Raw genomic sequence first — 14,916 nt, 5'->3', positions numbered from 1 at the left:
CCTCTGCCGCCAGACCGCCTGTCCGTCAGGCCACCCCAAGCCTTTCCAGCGCCGGCAGCCGCCGCTGCATGAAGGCCGCATGCCGGCGTGCCAGTTCCGCACGGTTGGCCTCATCCCCCTCGCAGCGTTCGCCGTCGCGGCCCAGCACGATGCCGTCGGCCGACAGGTGGCGCCAAGCGAAGGCGGCGGGCTCCTCGCCCAGTCGCATCGCGAGTAGGAACAGCGCCTCGATCCGCGACACCGGCGCCCCGGCACCCAGCAGTGGCGAGGCGAGCTGACCCGGCGTGTCGTCGAAGCGATGGCGCTCCAGAACCGCGGCGTTGAAGCGGTCACAGGAAACTTTCCGTTCGGTGCCTCCATCCTCGGGCATCGCCGGTGCCGCCAGCGACAGGCTGGTCAGCAGGATCAGCGCCCGCATCACCGCGTCCTCGCCCTGCGCCGCCAGGGCCGGGCGGGCAAGCAGCGTGTCCACGCTTTGCGGTCCTTCCGCCAGCGCCTCGCCCAGGGGCTGGTACAGCGCCCGGGGGAAGGAAAGGCGGCCGACGGGGGTGGAGGCGCTTTCCGGCAGGTCGTCGGCGGCGACCAGAAGCGCGAAACGGGTCTCTCCCAGCAGGGTACGCCGCTCGGCCCGGCCCAGACGCTCACCGCCCTTCACGAACAGGTCGCGGCGGAAGCTGCGGTTGGTCATCAGGTCGCGCAGGGTTTCGGCCTGGGCGGCGTCGCGCGCCTCGCCCGCCAGCGCCTGCTGGGCGGGGGAGAGGGTGAGATCGTCCAACTGCTCCATCGGGACGGCGGCACCGGCGAACTCCAGCTTGGCGGAGGCCAGCTCGCGCGTCACGTCGGCATGGTAGAAGGCGGTCCAGTCGCCGTTCAGATATTCATGGGCGATGTAGTTCGGCGATTTGTGGCGAAGCTGTTCGATCCGCTCCACCACGCCGTCGGTGTTGGCGAACCAGCCGCCACCCTGCGCCGCCATCCGTGCGGCGAACTCCACCGCGGCGGCGATACGGTCGGGCAGGGGGCCGTCGCCTTCGGCGCTGCGCTCCACCAGCAGGCGGCGCAGCGGCATATGGGCCAGCGTGCCGGGCAGGGCGTTGTAGCTGACGAAGACGATGCCGCCCGGCGCCAGCCGGCGGCGCAGCACCTCCAGCAGGATCGCCCGGTTCCCGGCGCTCACCCAGGACCAGACGCCGTGCAGCGCGACCGCATCCAGCATCGGCCCGTCGCGCCGGGCGTACTCGGCAAAGCTTTCCTCAAGGAACTCGGCATTGGCCAGCCCGGCATCGGCAGCCAGCCGGCGGACACCGGCGATGTGGGAGGGGTTGAAGTCCATTGCCTCGAACCGTGCCGCCGGATGGGCGCCGGCCAGCAGGGCGCTGGTCAGGCCATGGCCGCAGCCGGGCTCCGCCATGGTGAAGTTGCCGCGGCGCAGCGCCTCCGGCGAGCGCCAGCCGCGCAGCGTCAGCGCAAAGCAAAGCATGGCCGGGGACCAGTCGCGATAGACGGCGCGGATATAGTCGATGCCGCCGACATAGCCTTCGGTCCAGCCGCCCATCCCCGATCCCCCGTTCCGATGCCCCGTTTCGACAGCGCCGGTGTAGCTGCCAGGGGCGGAGTCCGGCCACTGAAAAGCGTGCGCCAAAAAATTCACATGGGGTGCGATTTTGCTATCGACAGGTCAAAAGCCCTTCGTTATAAACCGCGCCACACCGGCCGGGACAACGGCTTGGCCGGCGCGATGAACAGTCGGTTGGTTTCTGAAAAGATATCAGTCAAGTTCACCGCATCAAGAGATGGGCGCATAGCTCAGTTGGTAGAGCAGCTGACTCTTAATCAGCGGGTCCAAGGTTCGAGTCCTTGTGCGCCCACCATCTCTTGAACATGTCCTACGGATGGGCGCATAGCTCAGTTGGTAGAGCAGCTGACTCTTAATCAGCGGGTCCAAGGTTCGAGTCCTTGTGCGCCCACCATCCATAAGGGGCTGGAACCGAGCAGGTTCCGGCCCTTTTCCATTTCCGGAATTCGGTTCGGTGTGGGAGAGGCGACTCCCCTAATGCCTCTCCCGGTTCCTCACCCCTCCGCCTGTGCCAGGAAATCCGCGGTCACCCGGTCCATCGTCGCCAGATGGGTGTGGAACCAGTCGGGAAAATGCTCGGTCACATACAGCCGGGCACGGTTCTCCTTCCCCTCCGCCAAATCGGCCTCCATCGTCGCGACCACGGTCAGGACACGGGCGTGCTCCTCCGTGTGGCAATGCAGGGCGAAAAAGCCGTGCTGGGTCATCAGCGCGTTCTCGCGGGCGAAATGCTCGCGAAGATGCTTGGCGAAGGCGGCGAAGGGAGCCCGGAGTTCGCCGACCGGGGCCTCGCAGGCCGCCTGCAGCAGCGCGACCGATTCGACATGGTCGCAGTCCATGACCGCATGGCCGAGCATGGGGACGGTGCCGGCGGCCGCAGGCGTGGCGGTGGCGGCGGGTGTGGTGGTCGCAAGCATGATGTTCGCTTCCAAAAAAGATGGCCTTCGGAGACGACGCTCCGAAGGCCACCATACCCGCACAACCGACATGGTCTCTTGACGGTGGTCAAGCCACCCGGATGGTCAGGCCTTCGCCTCGCTCGCCTCCAGTTCGTCGATGAAGCCGCGGATGACGCCGAGGCCCTTCTGCCAGAAGGCCGGGTCGGAGGCATCGAGGCCGAACGGGGCCAGCAGCTCCTTGTGACGCAGGGTGCCGCCCGCCGACAGCATCGCCAGATACTTCTCGGCAAAGCCCTGTTCGGCGTCCTGGTAGACCGCGTAGAGCGAGTTCACCAGGCAGTCGCCGAAGGCATAGGCGTAGACATAGAAGGGCGAGTGGATGAAGTGGGGGATGTAGGACCAGAAATGGCGATAGCCCTCGTCGAAGCGCAGCGCCGGGCCCAGGCTTTCGGTCTGCACCGCCATCCAGATCTCGCCGATGCGGTCCGAGGTCAGTTCGCCCTCGCGCCGTTCGGTGTGGACACGGCGTTCGAAGTCGAAGAAGGCGATCTGGCGGACCACCGTGTTCAACATGTCCTCGACCTTGCCGGCCAGCATGATGCGGCGGCGCTTCGGGTCGGTCTCGGCCGCCAGCAGGGCGCGGAAGGTCAGCATCTCGCCGAACACCGACGCGGTTTCCGCCAGCGTCAGCGGGGTATCGGACAGGAAATGGCCCTGTTTGCCGGCCAGGATTTGGTGGACGCCATGCCCCAGCTCATGGGCCAGCGTCATCACGTCGCGTGTCTTGCCCTGGTAGTTGACCAGCAGATAGGGGTGGACGCTGGGCACGGTCGGATGGGCGAAGGCGCCCGGTGCCTTGCCGGGACGGACCGGAGCATCGATCCAGGGGTTGTCGAAGAAGCGCTTGCCCAAGCTGGCGAGGTCGGGGGAGAAGCGGCCATAGGCGCCCAGAACGATGTCGCGCGCCTCGGTCCAGGGAATGCTGCGGTCGGCATCCTCCGGCAGGGGGGCGTTGCGGTCCCAGTAGTCCAGATGGTCCTGCCCGAACCACTTGGCCTTCATCGTGTAGTAGCGGTGCGACAGGTCGGGATAGGCGCCCTTGACGGCGGACACCAGCGCGTCGACCACCTCGTCCTCGACCCGGTTGGACAGGTTGCGGGCGGAGGTCGGCGTCGGATAGTTGCGCCAGTCGTCCTCGATCTCCTTGTCCTTGGCCAGCGTGTTGGTGACCAGCGCAAACAGCCGTGCATTCTCGCCCAGCACCTTGCCCACCACCTCGCCGGCCTCGCGGCGGACGGCGGGATTGCGGTCGGACAGGCGGTTCAGCGCCTCGGCACAGGTGGAGATCCTTACCGCCCATCGGGAAGCGCAGGCTGGCGATGGTCTCGTCGAACAGGCGGTTCCAGGCGGCGCGTCCGACCACATGCTTTTCGTGCAGCAGCCGCTCGATCTCGTCGGACAGCTGGTGGTCGCGGTAGAGGCGGACGTCGCGCAGCCACGGCTCGTAATGGCGCAGCGCCGTCGACGCCTTCTGCTTGGCCGCCAGATCGTTCTCGTCCAGCCGGTTGATCTCCAGCGTGAAGAAGATCAGGTGGGCGGAGATGTCGTTCACCCGCTCCTGCGCCGACTGGTAGAATTTGGCGACGGTCGGATCGACCATGTTGCCGTTGTAGACCAGCCCGGCATAGGACATGACGCGCGACAGCGTCTCGTCGATGTCCTCGTACTGGCGGATCGCCGCGGCCAGGTCGTCGCCGCTCAGCGCTGCCAGCTTGGCGGCATAGCGCTCGCGGAAGGCCTTGCATTCGCGTTCCATCCGGTCGAGGTCGGCCTTCAGTTCGGGCGACTCGGTGCCGGGGTAGAGGTCGCTCAGGTCCCAGGTGGGAAGCGCACCCAGATCGGGGGTGTCGTTTGCGGCCGTGGCGGCGCTGCTGGTCATCGAATCCCTCCAGAGATTTGTCGGATCCATATAAGCGCGCACGCGGCGCGGGCAAAGTCCTCATGCGGCGGGCAGGCTTCCCTTGCTCTCGACGATTGGATGCAGGGCCTGCCGCCCTGCGTGCAGGACCGCGCGCGACAGCGCGGCCAGCGCGGTGCCGGCGATGCGGCTCTGCTGCCAATGCAGCGGCACGTCCAGCGGCCGGCCGGGCACCAGCTCGACCAGACGGCCGGCCGCCAGATGGTCGGCGACCAGCGGGTCCGGGTTCATTCCCCATCCCAGCCCGGCCAGCGCGCCATCGACGAAGGCATGGGTGGAGGGCAGCCAGTGGGTCGGCGGGGTGGGCACCGGCGACGGTTCGTGATCGCCCAGCACCAGACGCAACCACTGCGCCTGCAGCCGGTCCTTGCGGTTGAAGGTCAGGCAGGGGGCGGTGACGAGGCTTTCGGCCGTCACCCCATCAGGGAAATGGCGGCGCAGATAGTCCGGGCTGGCGGTGGCGCGGTAACGCAGCGTGCCTAGCGGATGGCTGTTGCAGCCGGGGACCGGCGCCGCGCTGGCGGTGACGGCGGCCAGCACCTCGCCCTTGCGCAGCCACTCGGCGCTGTGGTCCTGGTCGTCCAGCACCAGATCGAACAGACAGCCGGGAACCTCCGCCATCGCCGCGACGAACCATGTGGCGAGGCTGTCGGCATTCACGGCGATCCGCAGGGTGACCGGCCCGTCCGCCGGGCTGAGGCCGGGCAGGGCGCCGCGCAGCTCGCTTTCCAGCAGGGCGACCTGTTCCACATGCTGGCACAGGCGCTGGCCGGCGGCGGTGCCGGTGCAGGGCTGGCCGCGCACCACCAGCACGGCGCCCAGCCGCTCTTCCAGCAGCTTCACCCGCTGCGACACCGCGGAGGGGGTGACGTGGAGCTGCCGCGCGGCGCGTTCGAAACTGCCGGTGCGGATGACGGCAGCCAGGGCCGCCAGCAGCGGATAGTCCAGCATGGATTAGCTCTGCTTCATCAGGGCAAGAAGGATTAAGTACGGCAAAGGAAGGCCCGGTGGTAGCGGATTGGCATCCACCGACGCCGGAACCGCCACGATGACCGAGCTTTCCACCGCTGCCCTGCTTCCCGCCTTCCTGCCGGGCCTGTTCCTCGGCTTCAGCCTGATCGTCGCCATCGGGGCACAGAACGCCTTCGTGCTGCGCCAGGGGTTGCGCAACGAGCATGTGCTGGCGATCTGCGCCACCTGCGCCTTGTCGGACGCCGTGCTGATCCTCATCGGGGTCAGCGGATTCGCCAGCGCCGGGGCGCGCTGGCCGTGGCTGGAGCCGCTGATGCGCTATGCCGGTGTCGCGTTCCTGCTGGTCTATGGCCTGCGCAGCGCCCGGTCGGCCTGGCAGGGCAGCAGCGGTGGATTGATCCCGGCGGACCGGGAGGCGGGCGGGCTATTGCCGGCGCTGCTGACCTGCCTGGCTCTGACCTGGCTCAATCCGCACGTCTATCTGGACACGGTGGTTCTGGTCGGCTCCGTCTCCGCCCGCTTCGCCGAGGCGCGGGGCGCCTTCGCCCTGGGGGCGATGACGGCGTCCTTCCTGTTCTTCTTCGCGCTAGGCTATGGCGCGCGACTGCTGCGCCCGCTGTTCGCCCGCCCCGGCGCCTGGAGGGCGATGGACGGGGGCATCGCCCTGGTGATGTGGGCGATTGCGGTCGGCCTGCTGATCGGCTAGGCGCGGGCGAACAGGGCGTCGTCCTCGCAGAACAGCAGCGAGCGGTGCAGCGCCGTTCCGGCCATCGTACCGGCACCGACGGCCAGCGCCACCGATCCTGCCGCCCGTGCCGCGTCTCCGCAGGCGAAGACACCGGGGACGCTGGTCTCCTGCATCGCATCGACACTGATATGGGTGCCGAGCGGCCCGTCCTCGCTCGCACACCCAAGCTGTGCGGCCAGTGGGCTGGCAACGCTGCTTCTCGGCAGTACGAACAGTCCGGCGAACGGCAGTTTGCGTCCGTCGGCGAGCGCGACCTCCGGCGGGTCGCGGTCGATCCCGCTGATGAGGGTGGTCTCGACGACGACCCCACGCTGCGCCAGATGGGCCGACTGGTCGGCGTCGAGGTCGAAGGTGCCGTTCAGCAGCAGCGTCGTCGGTCCCCAATCCGGCAGCATCAGCGCATGGTGCATGGAGTGCCCTGACACCGCTATGACACCGATACGGCCTTGCATCAGTTCATAGCCATGGCAGTAGGGACAATGGAAGACGGACCGGCCCCAACGTTCCGCCAGGCCGGGAATCGCCGGCAGCTCGTCGACCACACCGACGGCGATCAGCAGCCGACGCGCACGGTGGCCGGTGCCATTCGAATCGGTGATCTCGAAGCCCATGCTCGTCCTGACGGCTTTTTCGGCCCGCCCGGTCATCCAGGTGACGGTCGGATAGCGCATCAGTTGGGCGCGGGCTTCGGCGGCGATGTCTCCCGGCGGACGGCCATCCTGCCCGAGGAAGCCGTGGGAGTGGCTGGCGAAGCGGTTGCGCCGCAGCCCTTCATCCATGACCAGCACCCGGCGGCGGGCGCGGGCCAATTGCAGCGCGGCGGCGATGCCGGCGTAGCTGCCGCCGACGATGATGGCGTCATAGGTCGTCATGTCGTTTCCGTTCATGCCTGTGCCTTTCCACGGATGGAGCGGACGCTCTGTCTGCGCCTGATCACGACACACGATAAGTTACATGAAAGGGTGCGGTCAATGTGCCATGTAACTTATGAAGTGGCCTGAGTTGGGATGGCTGGAGCTGACCACCTGTCCGGCGCTGCATCCGCCCGGCCCTGAACCCGAAAGGATCGATCACCGATGAGACAGGACAGCCGCCTTTCCCGCATGCTGCATGTGTTGATTCACATGGACCGGCATGAGGGTGCGCTGACGTCGGAGGCGATTGCCGAGATGCTGAACACCAATCCGGTGGTCATCCGCCGGACCATGGCGGGACTGCGCGAGGCCGGCCATGTGCGGTCCGAAAAGGGCCATGGCGGCGGCTGGCGGCTGGCACGGCCGCTCGACGGGATCACCCTGCTGGACATTCACCGGGCATTGGGGGAGCCAGGGATCTTCGCCATCGGTCCCACCGCGGACGAGCCGAGCTGTCTGGTCGAACAGGCCGTCAATGCTGCCCTTGATGGGGCATTGCGCGAGGCGGAGACGGTGCTCATCCGCCATCTCGGCCAAGTGACGCTCGCCGATCTCGCAGCCGATTTCGACCGGCGCATGAAGGCGATGGGGAAGTGCTGAACGCGGAGCCTAGCCCGGTTTGGGCGACTCTCCCTCCTGCGCCCGCCGGATCGCCGCCTCGACGCATTGCAGGTGCAGCTTCTTGCGGGCGAGCAGGCGGGCGCGGCGTTCCTCCAGGTCGGTGGTCGCCATCGCCTCGATGGCGCAGCCGCGCCAGCCGTTGGCGTCCAGGGCGCGGGCGACCTCGGCATAGCCGAAATAGCCCTTCTCCGGCTGCTCCCAGGGCGGGCGGAAGTCGGCCCGGCGCAGGACAAAACGGTTGGACTGGCTGCCGCCGCCCAGGTTGGTGAGTCGGGCCACGATCAGCCGCTCGCCGTTGCCGTGAACGACGGTCAGGATCGGGCGGATTCCGGTGATGGGTGGATCGACGGCCATGATCCATGCATAACGGTCCAGGGGCGTCCTGACCAGAGCGTCGCTGACCGCACTGCCGCACGCTCCCTCTCCCGTCCGAATGGAGAAACACCGATGCGCCCAGTCACCATGCCTGTCACCTGGCCCGTCATGCGGATCGTCCCGAGCCTCTCCTCCGCCGCGCTTTCGCTGTTTCTGCTGGCCGGCCCTGCCGCGGCCCAACTGGCTCCCGCTCCGACGGCGATCGTTTGTGAAACCTATGCGGCCGGCGCGATGATCGAGGCGCAATTGTTCTTTGGTCGGAACATCGGCAACGAGATCGGCGTCAGCGAGCGCGACTGGACGGATTTCCTGAACGGAGAGGTGACGCCGCGCTTTCCCAACGGCCTGACCGTCACCGACGGGTCGGGCCACTGGCGCGACATCGAGACCGGGCGGCTGGTGCGCGAGCCCAGCAAAATCCTCACCCTGCTGGCCGACGGCGACCCGGCGACGCTGGTCCTCATCCGCGAAATCGTCGATCTGTACAAGGGGCGCTTCCACCAGCAGTCGGTCGCGCTGGTCGTTCGGCCGGTCTGCGTTTCCTTTTGAATTCCAGGTTTCGGAACAGCGTTTCACCGATCGTAGAATGCGACAGCCCGTCGCACCCCCGACCTTCTGACATTTGCCTGCACTTATGCTTTTGTCGCAGATTGTGGAGGTCGCGTAACGGATCGTTTCGCGGCCGAGAGGAAATGCGCACCGAATAGTACCAAAATAGAATGAGGGACGCCCTGCCATGAGCCCGACCGCCAGCACCACAACTGCCGAGCTTTTCGACCAGATGCATGCCCGCTCCCTGTCGGACCCCGCCGGGTTCTGGGGCGAGGCGGCGAAGGACATCTCCTGGTTCAAGCCGTGGGACAAGGTGCTGGACGACAGCAACGCGCCCTTTTACCGCTGGTTCACCGGCGGGGAGCTGAACACCTGCTACAACGCGGTGGACCGCCATGTCGAAGGCGGACGCGGCGCCCAGGCGGCGATCATCTATGACAGCCCGGTCACCCGGACCGTCCAGACCATCACCTATGCCGAACTGCTGGATCAGGTCGCCCGTTTCGCCGGTGCTCTGCGCGCCCAGGGGGTGGAGAAGGGCGACCGCGTCCTCCTCTACATGCCGATGATCCCGCAGTCGCTGGTCGCCATGCTGGCCTGCGCCCGTCTGGGTGCCGTCCATTCGGTGGTGTTCGGCGGCTTCGCCCCGCACGAACTGGCGACCCGAATCGACGACGCCAAGCCGAAGGCCATCGTCTCGGCCTCCTGCGGCATCGAGCCGAATCGCATCGTCAAGTACAAGCCGATGCTGGACGCCGCCATCGAGCAGTCGGCCCACAAGCCGTCCAGCGTCATCGTTCGGCAGCGCCCGCAGGAGACCGCGACGCTGATCGCCGGCCGCGACGTCGATTGGGCCGAAGCGGTGGCGACGGCGGAGCCGGCGGAGTGCGTGGCCGTGAAGGCGACCGACCCGCTCTATATCCTCTACACCTCCGGCACGACCGGCCAGCCCAAGGGCGTGGTGCGCGACAATGGCGGCCATGCGGTGGCGCTGCGCTGGACCATGACCAACATCTACAACGTCAAGCCCGGCGAGGTGTATTGGGCGGCGTCGGACGTGGGCTGGGTCGTCGGCCACTCCTACATCGTCTATGCGCCGCTGCTGACTGGGTGCACCACCGTGGTCTTTGAAGGCAAGCCGGTCGGGACTCCCGATCCGGGCACCTTCTGGCGCGTGATCGAGCAGCACAAGGTCGGCACGCTGTTCACCGCCCCCACCGCCTTCCGCGCCATCAAGCGCGAGGATCCGGACGCCAACCACCTGAAAAAGTACGACCTGTCGCACTTCCGCGCCCTGTTCCTGGCCGGAGAGCGGTCGGATCCCGACACGCTGCACTGGGCCGAGGACAATCTGAACGTCCCGGTGATCGACCACTGGTGGCAGACCGAGACCGGCTGGGCGATTTCCGGCAACCCGCTGGGCGTCCACCTGTTCCCGATCAAGTACGGCTCCGCCACCCGCCCGATGCCGGGCTGGGATGTGCGGGTGCTGAACGCCGAGCTGAAGGAGGTTCCGCGCGGCGACATCGGCGCCATCTGCGTGAAGCTGCCGCTGCCTCCGGGCACGCTGCCGACGCTGTGGAATGCCGACGAGCGCTTCAAGAAATCCTACCTTGCCGACTACCCGGGCTATTACCAGACCGGCGACGCCGGCTTCATCGACGATGACGGCTATGTCTATGTCATGGCCCGCACCGACGACATCATCAATGTCGCAGGCCATCGCCTCTCCACCGGTGCCATGGAAGAGGTGTTGTCGAGCCACAGGGACGTCGCCGAATGCGCGGTGATCGGCGTGGCCGACGACCTCAAGGGGCAGGTGCCGCTGGGCTTCATCTGCCTCAAGGCCGGTGTCACCCGTCCGCATGAGGAAATCGTCAAGGAGGTCGTCCAACTGGTGCGCGAGCAGATCGGCCCGGTCGCCGACTTCAAGCGCGCCCTGGTGGTCGACCGCCTGCCGAAGACGCGGTCGGGCAAGATCCTGCGCGGCACCATGCAGAAGATTGCCGACAGCCAGGATTACAAGATGCCGGCCACCATCGACGATCCGGGCATCCTGCCGGAGATCGCCGATGCGCTGAAGACGCTGGGCTATGCCAAGACCAGCAGCACGCCAGCCTGATGCGCCGGACAGGGACGGGGCGGCCTCCGGGCCGCCTTTTCCCGCTCCGCTTGCCGGATCAGCCGGCGACGACCGACAGATTTTCCGGCTCCTCGCTGCCGAGGTCGAGCAGCGGCAGGAAGCTTGCCGGCTCCTGCGCGCCGGACAGGGCGTAGCGACGGTTGAAGATGTAGCAGGGAACCGCCTGCAACCCCATCTGGCGGGCCAGGGCATCGGCGGCGAGCACCGCGGCCGATTCGGCGTCGCTCGACAGCTGGCGCCGCGTCTCGACGAAATCCATCCCCAGCCCGGCGGCGACGCTGGCCAGCGCGTCCGGGTCGCCGATGTCGACGCCCTCGACGAAATAGGCGGCGAACAGCGCATCGGCCATGGCATTGCCCAGCCCCTGGCGCCCGGCGATGCGGACCAGCCGGTGTGCGTCGAAGCTGTTGGGCGTGCGCTGGATGCGGTCGAGCGCCAGCGGCAGCCCGTCGCGTCCCGCCGTGTCCTCCACGACCCGGTGGATTTGCCGCGCCCGTTCCGATCCGCCGAACTTGGCGGCGAGATAGTCCTCGCGCGACATCCCGCCGCGCGGCATGTCCGGGTTCAGCTGGAAGGGTTGCCAGCGGAGTTCCGGGCGCAGGTTGGGCCGTTGCATCAGCGCCCGGTCGAGCCGGCGCTTGCCGATGTAGCACCAGGGGCAGATCAGGTCGGCGAAGGTTTCGATCAGCATCCCGCCACTATCGGCGTGTGCCGCGGATCGGGCAACCGCTTCTTCCGTGCCTTCCCGTCAACATCGGCCCCCTTCCTGTCCGCAACCGTTTGTTAACCGAGTTGGTCCGACAGTCCCGGGGTGGCTCCGCCCGTCATTCTGCGGCCGGCGGACATATTCCGATGGGCGATTCCCGATGAGCAATTCCTACGTCGACGGCAAGGTGCGCGAAGCGATCCTGGCGGCCAAGGGCAGCCGGATGACTGCGCAGAAGCTCCTGATGGCTTGGGCCGTCGAGGACCCCGACCTGTTGCGCGGCATTGCCCAACCCTTCCTGAAGGCCATCGCCGCCGCTGCCATCGAACGCGCCGGCCGTCCGGCCAGCAGCAGGCCGGCCGCGCGCCCGGCTGCCGCGGGCGGTGCGGGGGGAGGGCGGCCGTCTGCTTCCGGTCTCAGTCGTGACGCGCTTGAGAATTTGCTGAACCAGCTGGGCCGCGAACCGGACGAGCAGCCGGCCCCGCAACGGGCCACCCCTGCCGGCAAGTCCGCCGGGCCGGGCGCTGCGAAGGGTGCCAAAATTCACGATGCCCCGGCGGGCGGGCCGAATCATGAAAAAGCGATGATGGCGATTGCCAAGGCTTTCGTTGCGAAGAAGGTGCGCTGAGGCAAGCCCCTTTACGAACCGTTGTTGGGGGCGTAGGGCGTCGCGTCGTCGAACCAGCCCCTCTTGCGTGGCAGGGTGCGGATGTCCGGCGGCGGGCTGGCAAGCGCGGTGTTGCCGTTGCGGTAGGGGTCGGGGATGTGGTGGCACTCGACGTCTGCCAGCGTGCGGTAACAGTAGACACGGGACCGGTCGACCTCAACCTTGTCCGGACAATAGTCGCTGGTCTTCTCGAAACTCAGGATCGAGCAATCGCGTCCCGTGGCGGCCGACACGATATGGTCGCCGATGGTCTTCTTGGTGGCGTTCAGCGTCACGACATCCGCACCCGCCGCCGCCAGCCCGAGCGGGGAGGTGCAGCCGGCAAGAGCCAGTGCCGGAATCGCAAGGGAAACGGCGATCCAACCCCGCATCCTGCCAATTCGCGTTGCGCCCAACCCTGCGACCATGCCCGTGCCCGTCATCCAGCAGTTCCCATCGCTACGCATGTGCCGCGCCCGATCCTGCACAGTGCACGCGGACGCGGTTAACAAGCGGTGAATTCACCGCTGGGGCAGGCCTCAGCGCAACAAGGTGCAGATGCGCGAGCGGCATTGCACGACGACGAAGGCATCCTTGTCCTCCGTGCAGCCGACCTTGAAGGTGGTCGCTCCCTCCCGTCCCACGGTGTAGCGCAGCACCTCCACCTTTGCCGGCGTGCAGTTGCCCATCGATTTGGCGATTTCCTTGGCCTCGGATTGGGCGGCGGAGACATTCGCGGCGGCCATCGCCGGTCCCGCGGCGAACAGGACGAGGGACGGCAGCAGGGCGGTCAATTGGAGACGGGGTGAATTGGGGATCGGCATGGCGCGACTATCGCACGGGGTAGGACGCTCCGGAAGGGCTGCCTCCGAAATGTCGCAGCGATGCGAATCACGCCGCGCAGCCGGGTCGGAACTGGTATGGTCGACGCATCATGACCGGGGTGGCGCCTTGCCTCGCGGTTCAGGACCAGGGTGGGGAAACGCATGACTTCAAACGATCGGCGGCTGGGCGACCGCATTCTCGCCGCACTGAAACTGGCGCTGGAGCAGGAGCATCTCGATGTCGCCGAACATCTGGCCCGCGCGCTCGAGGAAACGCTGACCCGTTTCGGTGGACCCGATGCCGTCGACCACCGTGAACTCTCGGCCGGCATGTTGCAGGCCTTCAACCGGCTTGATGAGCTGCGCCGCGCCGCCCATCGCCTGCCCTGAGGGCGCCGGTGAAACGCCAGCGAACGGCAGGCCCCGGAGGAGGGGATTTTTTTGCAATTTGGTGATTGACAGGCAGCGGCCCGGGCGACTACAAACCGCCCACCGAACGACGGGGGCCTCCAACGGCTCCGGTGAAAAACACCAAGCGAAACAAGCCTTTGGCTGCGTGACGATCAGGTGTTTGGAACAAGTCGCTCTGCGCGGGTGTAGCTCAGTTGGTTAGAGCGCCGGCCTGTCACGCCGGAGGCCGCGGGTTCAAGTCCCGTCACTCGCGCCACTTTCTTTTTCAAATTCGGCGTCAATCGCCAGTATGCTCCAAGGACTCGCAAATTGCGGGTCCTTTTTCGCATGCATATTGTCTTCCCTTTCCCCTATTTTAAAAACGTGGTATTACCAGGGTCTGGCGCGGGGGCTGGCTTGTCCTTCCGCGTGGTGAAAAGCGATTCAAAGCGCTTTCCTTGCCCACGGTCTCGGCATATATTCCGGCCCGTCTGATGGGCTAATCCAAGGCATGGCTGCCACGGCTTTGCGCTTCCGCCGATTTCCCGGCCGGAACGGCGCCCGTGGTCGTGGGCTTATGGGAGGAACGCGGTGTCGACTCCGCTGATCATTGAGTATCTTCCGATCCTGGTGTTTCTGCTGATCGGCATCGCGCTGGCCGCGGTGATGGTTGGGGCATCCTACGTCATCAGCCCGAAGAACCCGGACGCCGAGAAGGTCTCCCCCTACGAATGCGGCTTCGAGCCGTTCGAGGACGCGCGCACCAAGTTCGACGTGCGGTTCTACCTGGTCTCGATCCTGTTCATCATCTTCGACCTTGAAGTCGCCTTCCTGTTCCCGTGGGCGGTCGCCCTCGGTGACATCGGGCTGTTCGGCTTCTGGTCGATGATGCTGTTCCTGGGCATCCTGACCATCGGCTTCATTTATGAGTGGAAGAAAGGAGCTCTGGAATGGGAGTAGAGGTCGCCAAGCCGCTGGCGCCGATTCCGCCCGGACCGGAACAGGACGCCTACATCCGCGCGGTCTCCGACGAGATCCAGGACAAGGGCTTCGTGCTGGCGAAGTACGAGGATCTGCTGGCCTGGGCCCGGACCGGTTCGCTGTGGCCGATGACCTTCGGCCTGGCCTGCTGCGCGGTGGAGATGATCCACGCCTATATGAGCCGGTACGACCTGGATCGCTTCGGCGTCATTCCGCGTCCCAGCCCGCGCCAGTCCGACTGCATGATCGTCGCCGGCACCCTGACCAACAAGATGGCCCCGGCGCTCCGCAAGGTCTACGACCAGATGCCGGAGCCGCGCTGGGTCATCTCGATGGGGTCCTGCGCCAACGGCGGCGGCTACTACCACTATTCCTACGCGGTGGTGCGTGGCTGCGACCGGATCGTGCCGGTGGACATCTATGTGCCCGGCTGCCCGCCGACGGCGGAGGCGCTGATTTACGGCATCCTCCAGCTCCAGAAGAAGATCAAGCGCGGCAATCGCATCGCCCGCTGACCATGGCGTACCGTCCCGCCTCCGGCCTCCGGAGGCGGGACGAACGACAAGCGCGCTGAAGACAAGTAGGAAGGCA

16 protein-coding genes, 3 tRNA genes and 1 pseudogene are annotated in these 14,916 nt (G+C 66.8%); 11 read left to right on the top strand and 9 right to left on the bottom strand.

Annotation, left to right across the window (positions count from 1 at the left end; all coding sequences use genetic code 11):
* Positions 1-25 precede the first annotated feature (25 nt).
* Positions 26-1,555: a class I SAM-dependent methyltransferase gene (locus ACWPN3_RS19700; RefSeq protein ID WP_492240876.1), complete on the bottom strand. Its 1,530-nt coding sequence runs from the start codon at positions 1,553-1,555 to the stop codon at positions 26-28.
* Between the two features lie 240 nt (positions 1,556-1,795).
* Here ACWPN3_RS19700 and ACWPN3_RS19695 point away from each other — a divergent pair.
* Both ACWPN3_RS19695 and ACWPN3_RS19690 read left to right on the top strand, forming a co-directional pair.
* Positions 1,796-1,871, top strand: a tRNA-Lys gene (locus tag ACWPN3_RS19695).
* Between the two features lie 23 nt (positions 1,872-1,894).
* Positions 1,895-1,970: transfer RNA gene (locus tag ACWPN3_RS19690), tRNA-Lys, on the top strand.
* Positions 1,971-2,070: 100 nt separating this feature from the next.
* Here ACWPN3_RS19690 and ACWPN3_RS19685 read toward each other — a convergent pair.
* The 3 genes and pseudogenes from ACWPN3_RS19685 to ACWPN3_RS19675 all read right to left on the bottom strand — a co-directional run bounded on the left by ACWPN3_RS19685 (position 2,071) and on the right by ACWPN3_RS19675 (position 5,404).
* Entirely contained in the window at positions 2,071-2,493 is a 423-nt protein-coding gene (locus ACWPN3_RS19685) for a bacteriohemerythrin (protein WP_492261693.1), read from the bottom strand.
* A gap of 105 nt (positions 2,494-2,598) precedes the next feature.
* A pseudogene (locus ACWPN3_RS19680) lies at positions 2,599-4,414 on the bottom strand (M3 family oligoendopeptidase).
* A 60-nt stretch (positions 4,415-4,474) separates the two neighbouring features.
* Entirely contained in the window at positions 4,475-5,404 is a 930-nt protein-coding gene (locus ACWPN3_RS19675; protein WP_492240873.1) for a LysR family transcriptional regulator ArgP, read from the bottom strand.
* A 97-nt stretch (positions 5,405-5,501) separates the two neighbouring features.
* Here ACWPN3_RS19675 and ACWPN3_RS19670 point away from each other — a divergent pair, with 97 nt between their 5' ends.
* On the top strand, positions 5,502-6,131 hold the full coding sequence (locus tag ACWPN3_RS19670) for a LysE/ArgO family amino acid transporter (protein WP_492240872.1): 630 nt from the start codon (positions 5,502-5,504) through the stop codon (positions 6,129-6,131).
* Here the strand turns inward: ACWPN3_RS19670 and ACWPN3_RS19665 are convergent.
* Positions 6,128-7,060: an NAD(P)/FAD-dependent oxidoreductase gene (locus ACWPN3_RS19665; RefSeq protein WP_492240871.1), complete on the bottom strand. Its 933-nt coding sequence runs from the start codon at positions 7,058-7,060 to the stop codon at positions 6,128-6,130. The two genes, ACWPN3_RS19670 and ACWPN3_RS19665, sit on opposite strands and share 4 nt — an antisense overlap.
* A gap of 189 nt (positions 7,061-7,249) precedes the next feature.
* Here ACWPN3_RS19665 and ACWPN3_RS19660 point away from each other — a divergent pair, with 189 nt between their 5' ends.
* Positions 7,250-7,687 (top strand): Rrf2 family transcriptional regulator, encoded by a 438-nt coding sequence (locus tag ACWPN3_RS19660; RefSeq protein WP_109447256.1) that lies wholly within the window; start codon positions 7,250-7,252, stop codon positions 7,685-7,687.
* 9 nt (positions 7,688-7,696) lie between these two features.
* Here ACWPN3_RS19660 and ACWPN3_RS19655 read toward each other — a convergent pair whose 3' ends face one another.
* Positions 7,697-8,062, bottom strand: coding sequence for a hypothetical protein (locus tag ACWPN3_RS19655; protein WP_109447258.1), 366 nt, complete (start codon positions 8,060-8,062; stop codon positions 7,697-7,699).
* Between the two features lie 93 nt (positions 8,063-8,155).
* Here ACWPN3_RS19655 and ACWPN3_RS19650 point away from each other — a divergent pair, with 93 nt between their 5' ends.
* Both ACWPN3_RS19650 and ACWPN3_RS19645 read left to right on the top strand, forming a co-directional pair.
* Positions 8,156-8,632, top strand: coding sequence for a DUF3574 domain-containing protein (locus ACWPN3_RS19650; protein ID WP_492240870.1), 477 nt, complete (start codon positions 8,156-8,158; stop codon positions 8,630-8,632).
* A 187-nt stretch (positions 8,633-8,819) separates the two neighbouring features.
* The gene (locus ACWPN3_RS19645; RefSeq protein ID WP_492261692.1) at positions 8,820-10,757 is read left to right on the top strand and encodes a propionyl-CoA synthetase; all 1,938 of its coding nucleotides are present in this window, start codon (positions 8,820-8,822) and stop codon (positions 10,755-10,757) included.
* Between the two features lie 58 nt (positions 10,758-10,815).
* On the opposite strand, the gene ACWPN3_RS19640 is transcribed toward ACWPN3_RS19645, so the two are convergent.
* The gene (locus ACWPN3_RS19640; RefSeq protein WP_492261691.1) at positions 10,816-11,469 is read right to left on the bottom strand and encodes a DsbA family oxidoreductase; all 654 of its coding nucleotides are present in this window, start codon (positions 11,467-11,469) and stop codon (positions 10,816-10,818) included.
* A gap of 175 nt (positions 11,470-11,644) precedes the next feature.
* Between ACWPN3_RS19640 and ACWPN3_RS19635 the strand changes: the two genes are divergently transcribed.
* The gene (locus ACWPN3_RS19635) at positions 11,645-12,112 is read left to right on the top strand and encodes a hypothetical protein (protein ID WP_109447266.1); all 468 of its coding nucleotides are present in this window, start codon (positions 11,645-11,647) and stop codon (positions 12,110-12,112) included.
* A gap of 11 nt (positions 12,113-12,123) precedes the next feature.
* Here ACWPN3_RS19635 and ACWPN3_RS19630 read toward each other — a convergent pair whose 3' ends face one another.
* Positions 12,124-12,522 (bottom strand): hypothetical protein, encoded by a 399-nt coding sequence (locus ACWPN3_RS19630; RefSeq protein ID WP_492240867.1) that lies wholly within the window; start codon positions 12,520-12,522, stop codon positions 12,124-12,126.
* A gap of 147 nt (positions 12,523-12,669) precedes the next feature.
* Positions 12,670-12,954: a hypothetical protein gene (locus tag ACWPN3_RS19625; protein ID WP_492240866.1), complete on the bottom strand. Its 285-nt coding sequence runs from the start codon at positions 12,952-12,954 to the stop codon at positions 12,670-12,672.
* A gap of 162 nt (positions 12,955-13,116) precedes the next feature.
* Here ACWPN3_RS19625 and ACWPN3_RS19620 point away from each other — a divergent pair, with 162 nt between their 5' ends.
* The 4 genes from ACWPN3_RS19620 to ACWPN3_RS19605 all read left to right on the top strand — a co-directional run bounded on the left by ACWPN3_RS19620 (position 13,117) and on the right by ACWPN3_RS19605 (position 14,840).
* Positions 13,117-13,344: a hypothetical protein gene (locus tag ACWPN3_RS19620; protein WP_492240865.1), complete on the top strand. Its 228-nt coding sequence runs from the start codon at positions 13,117-13,119 to the stop codon at positions 13,342-13,344.
* A gap of 200 nt (positions 13,345-13,544) precedes the next feature.
* A tRNA-Asp gene (locus tag ACWPN3_RS19615) sits at positions 13,545-13,621 on the top strand.
* A 314-nt stretch (positions 13,622-13,935) separates the two neighbouring features.
* Entirely contained in the window at positions 13,936-14,304 is a 369-nt protein-coding gene (locus ACWPN3_RS19610) for an NADH-quinone oxidoreductase subunit A (RefSeq protein ID WP_045580751.1), read from the top strand.
* The gene (locus ACWPN3_RS19605; RefSeq protein WP_174470176.1) at positions 14,295-14,840 is read left to right on the top strand and encodes a NuoB/complex I 20 kDa subunit family protein; all 546 of its coding nucleotides are present in this window, start codon (positions 14,295-14,297) and stop codon (positions 14,838-14,840) included. Before ACWPN3_RS19610 ends, ACWPN3_RS19605 begins: the two co-directional genes overlap by 10 nt.
* The last annotated feature ends 76 nt before the right edge of the window (positions 14,841-14,916 follow it).

The sequence above is a fragment of the Azospirillum sp. UENF 111221 genome (genome assembly GCF_058780625.1).
The sequence above is the reverse complement of the archived record's forward strand: the minus strand, read 5'-3'. Positions and strand labels throughout refer to the sequence as shown.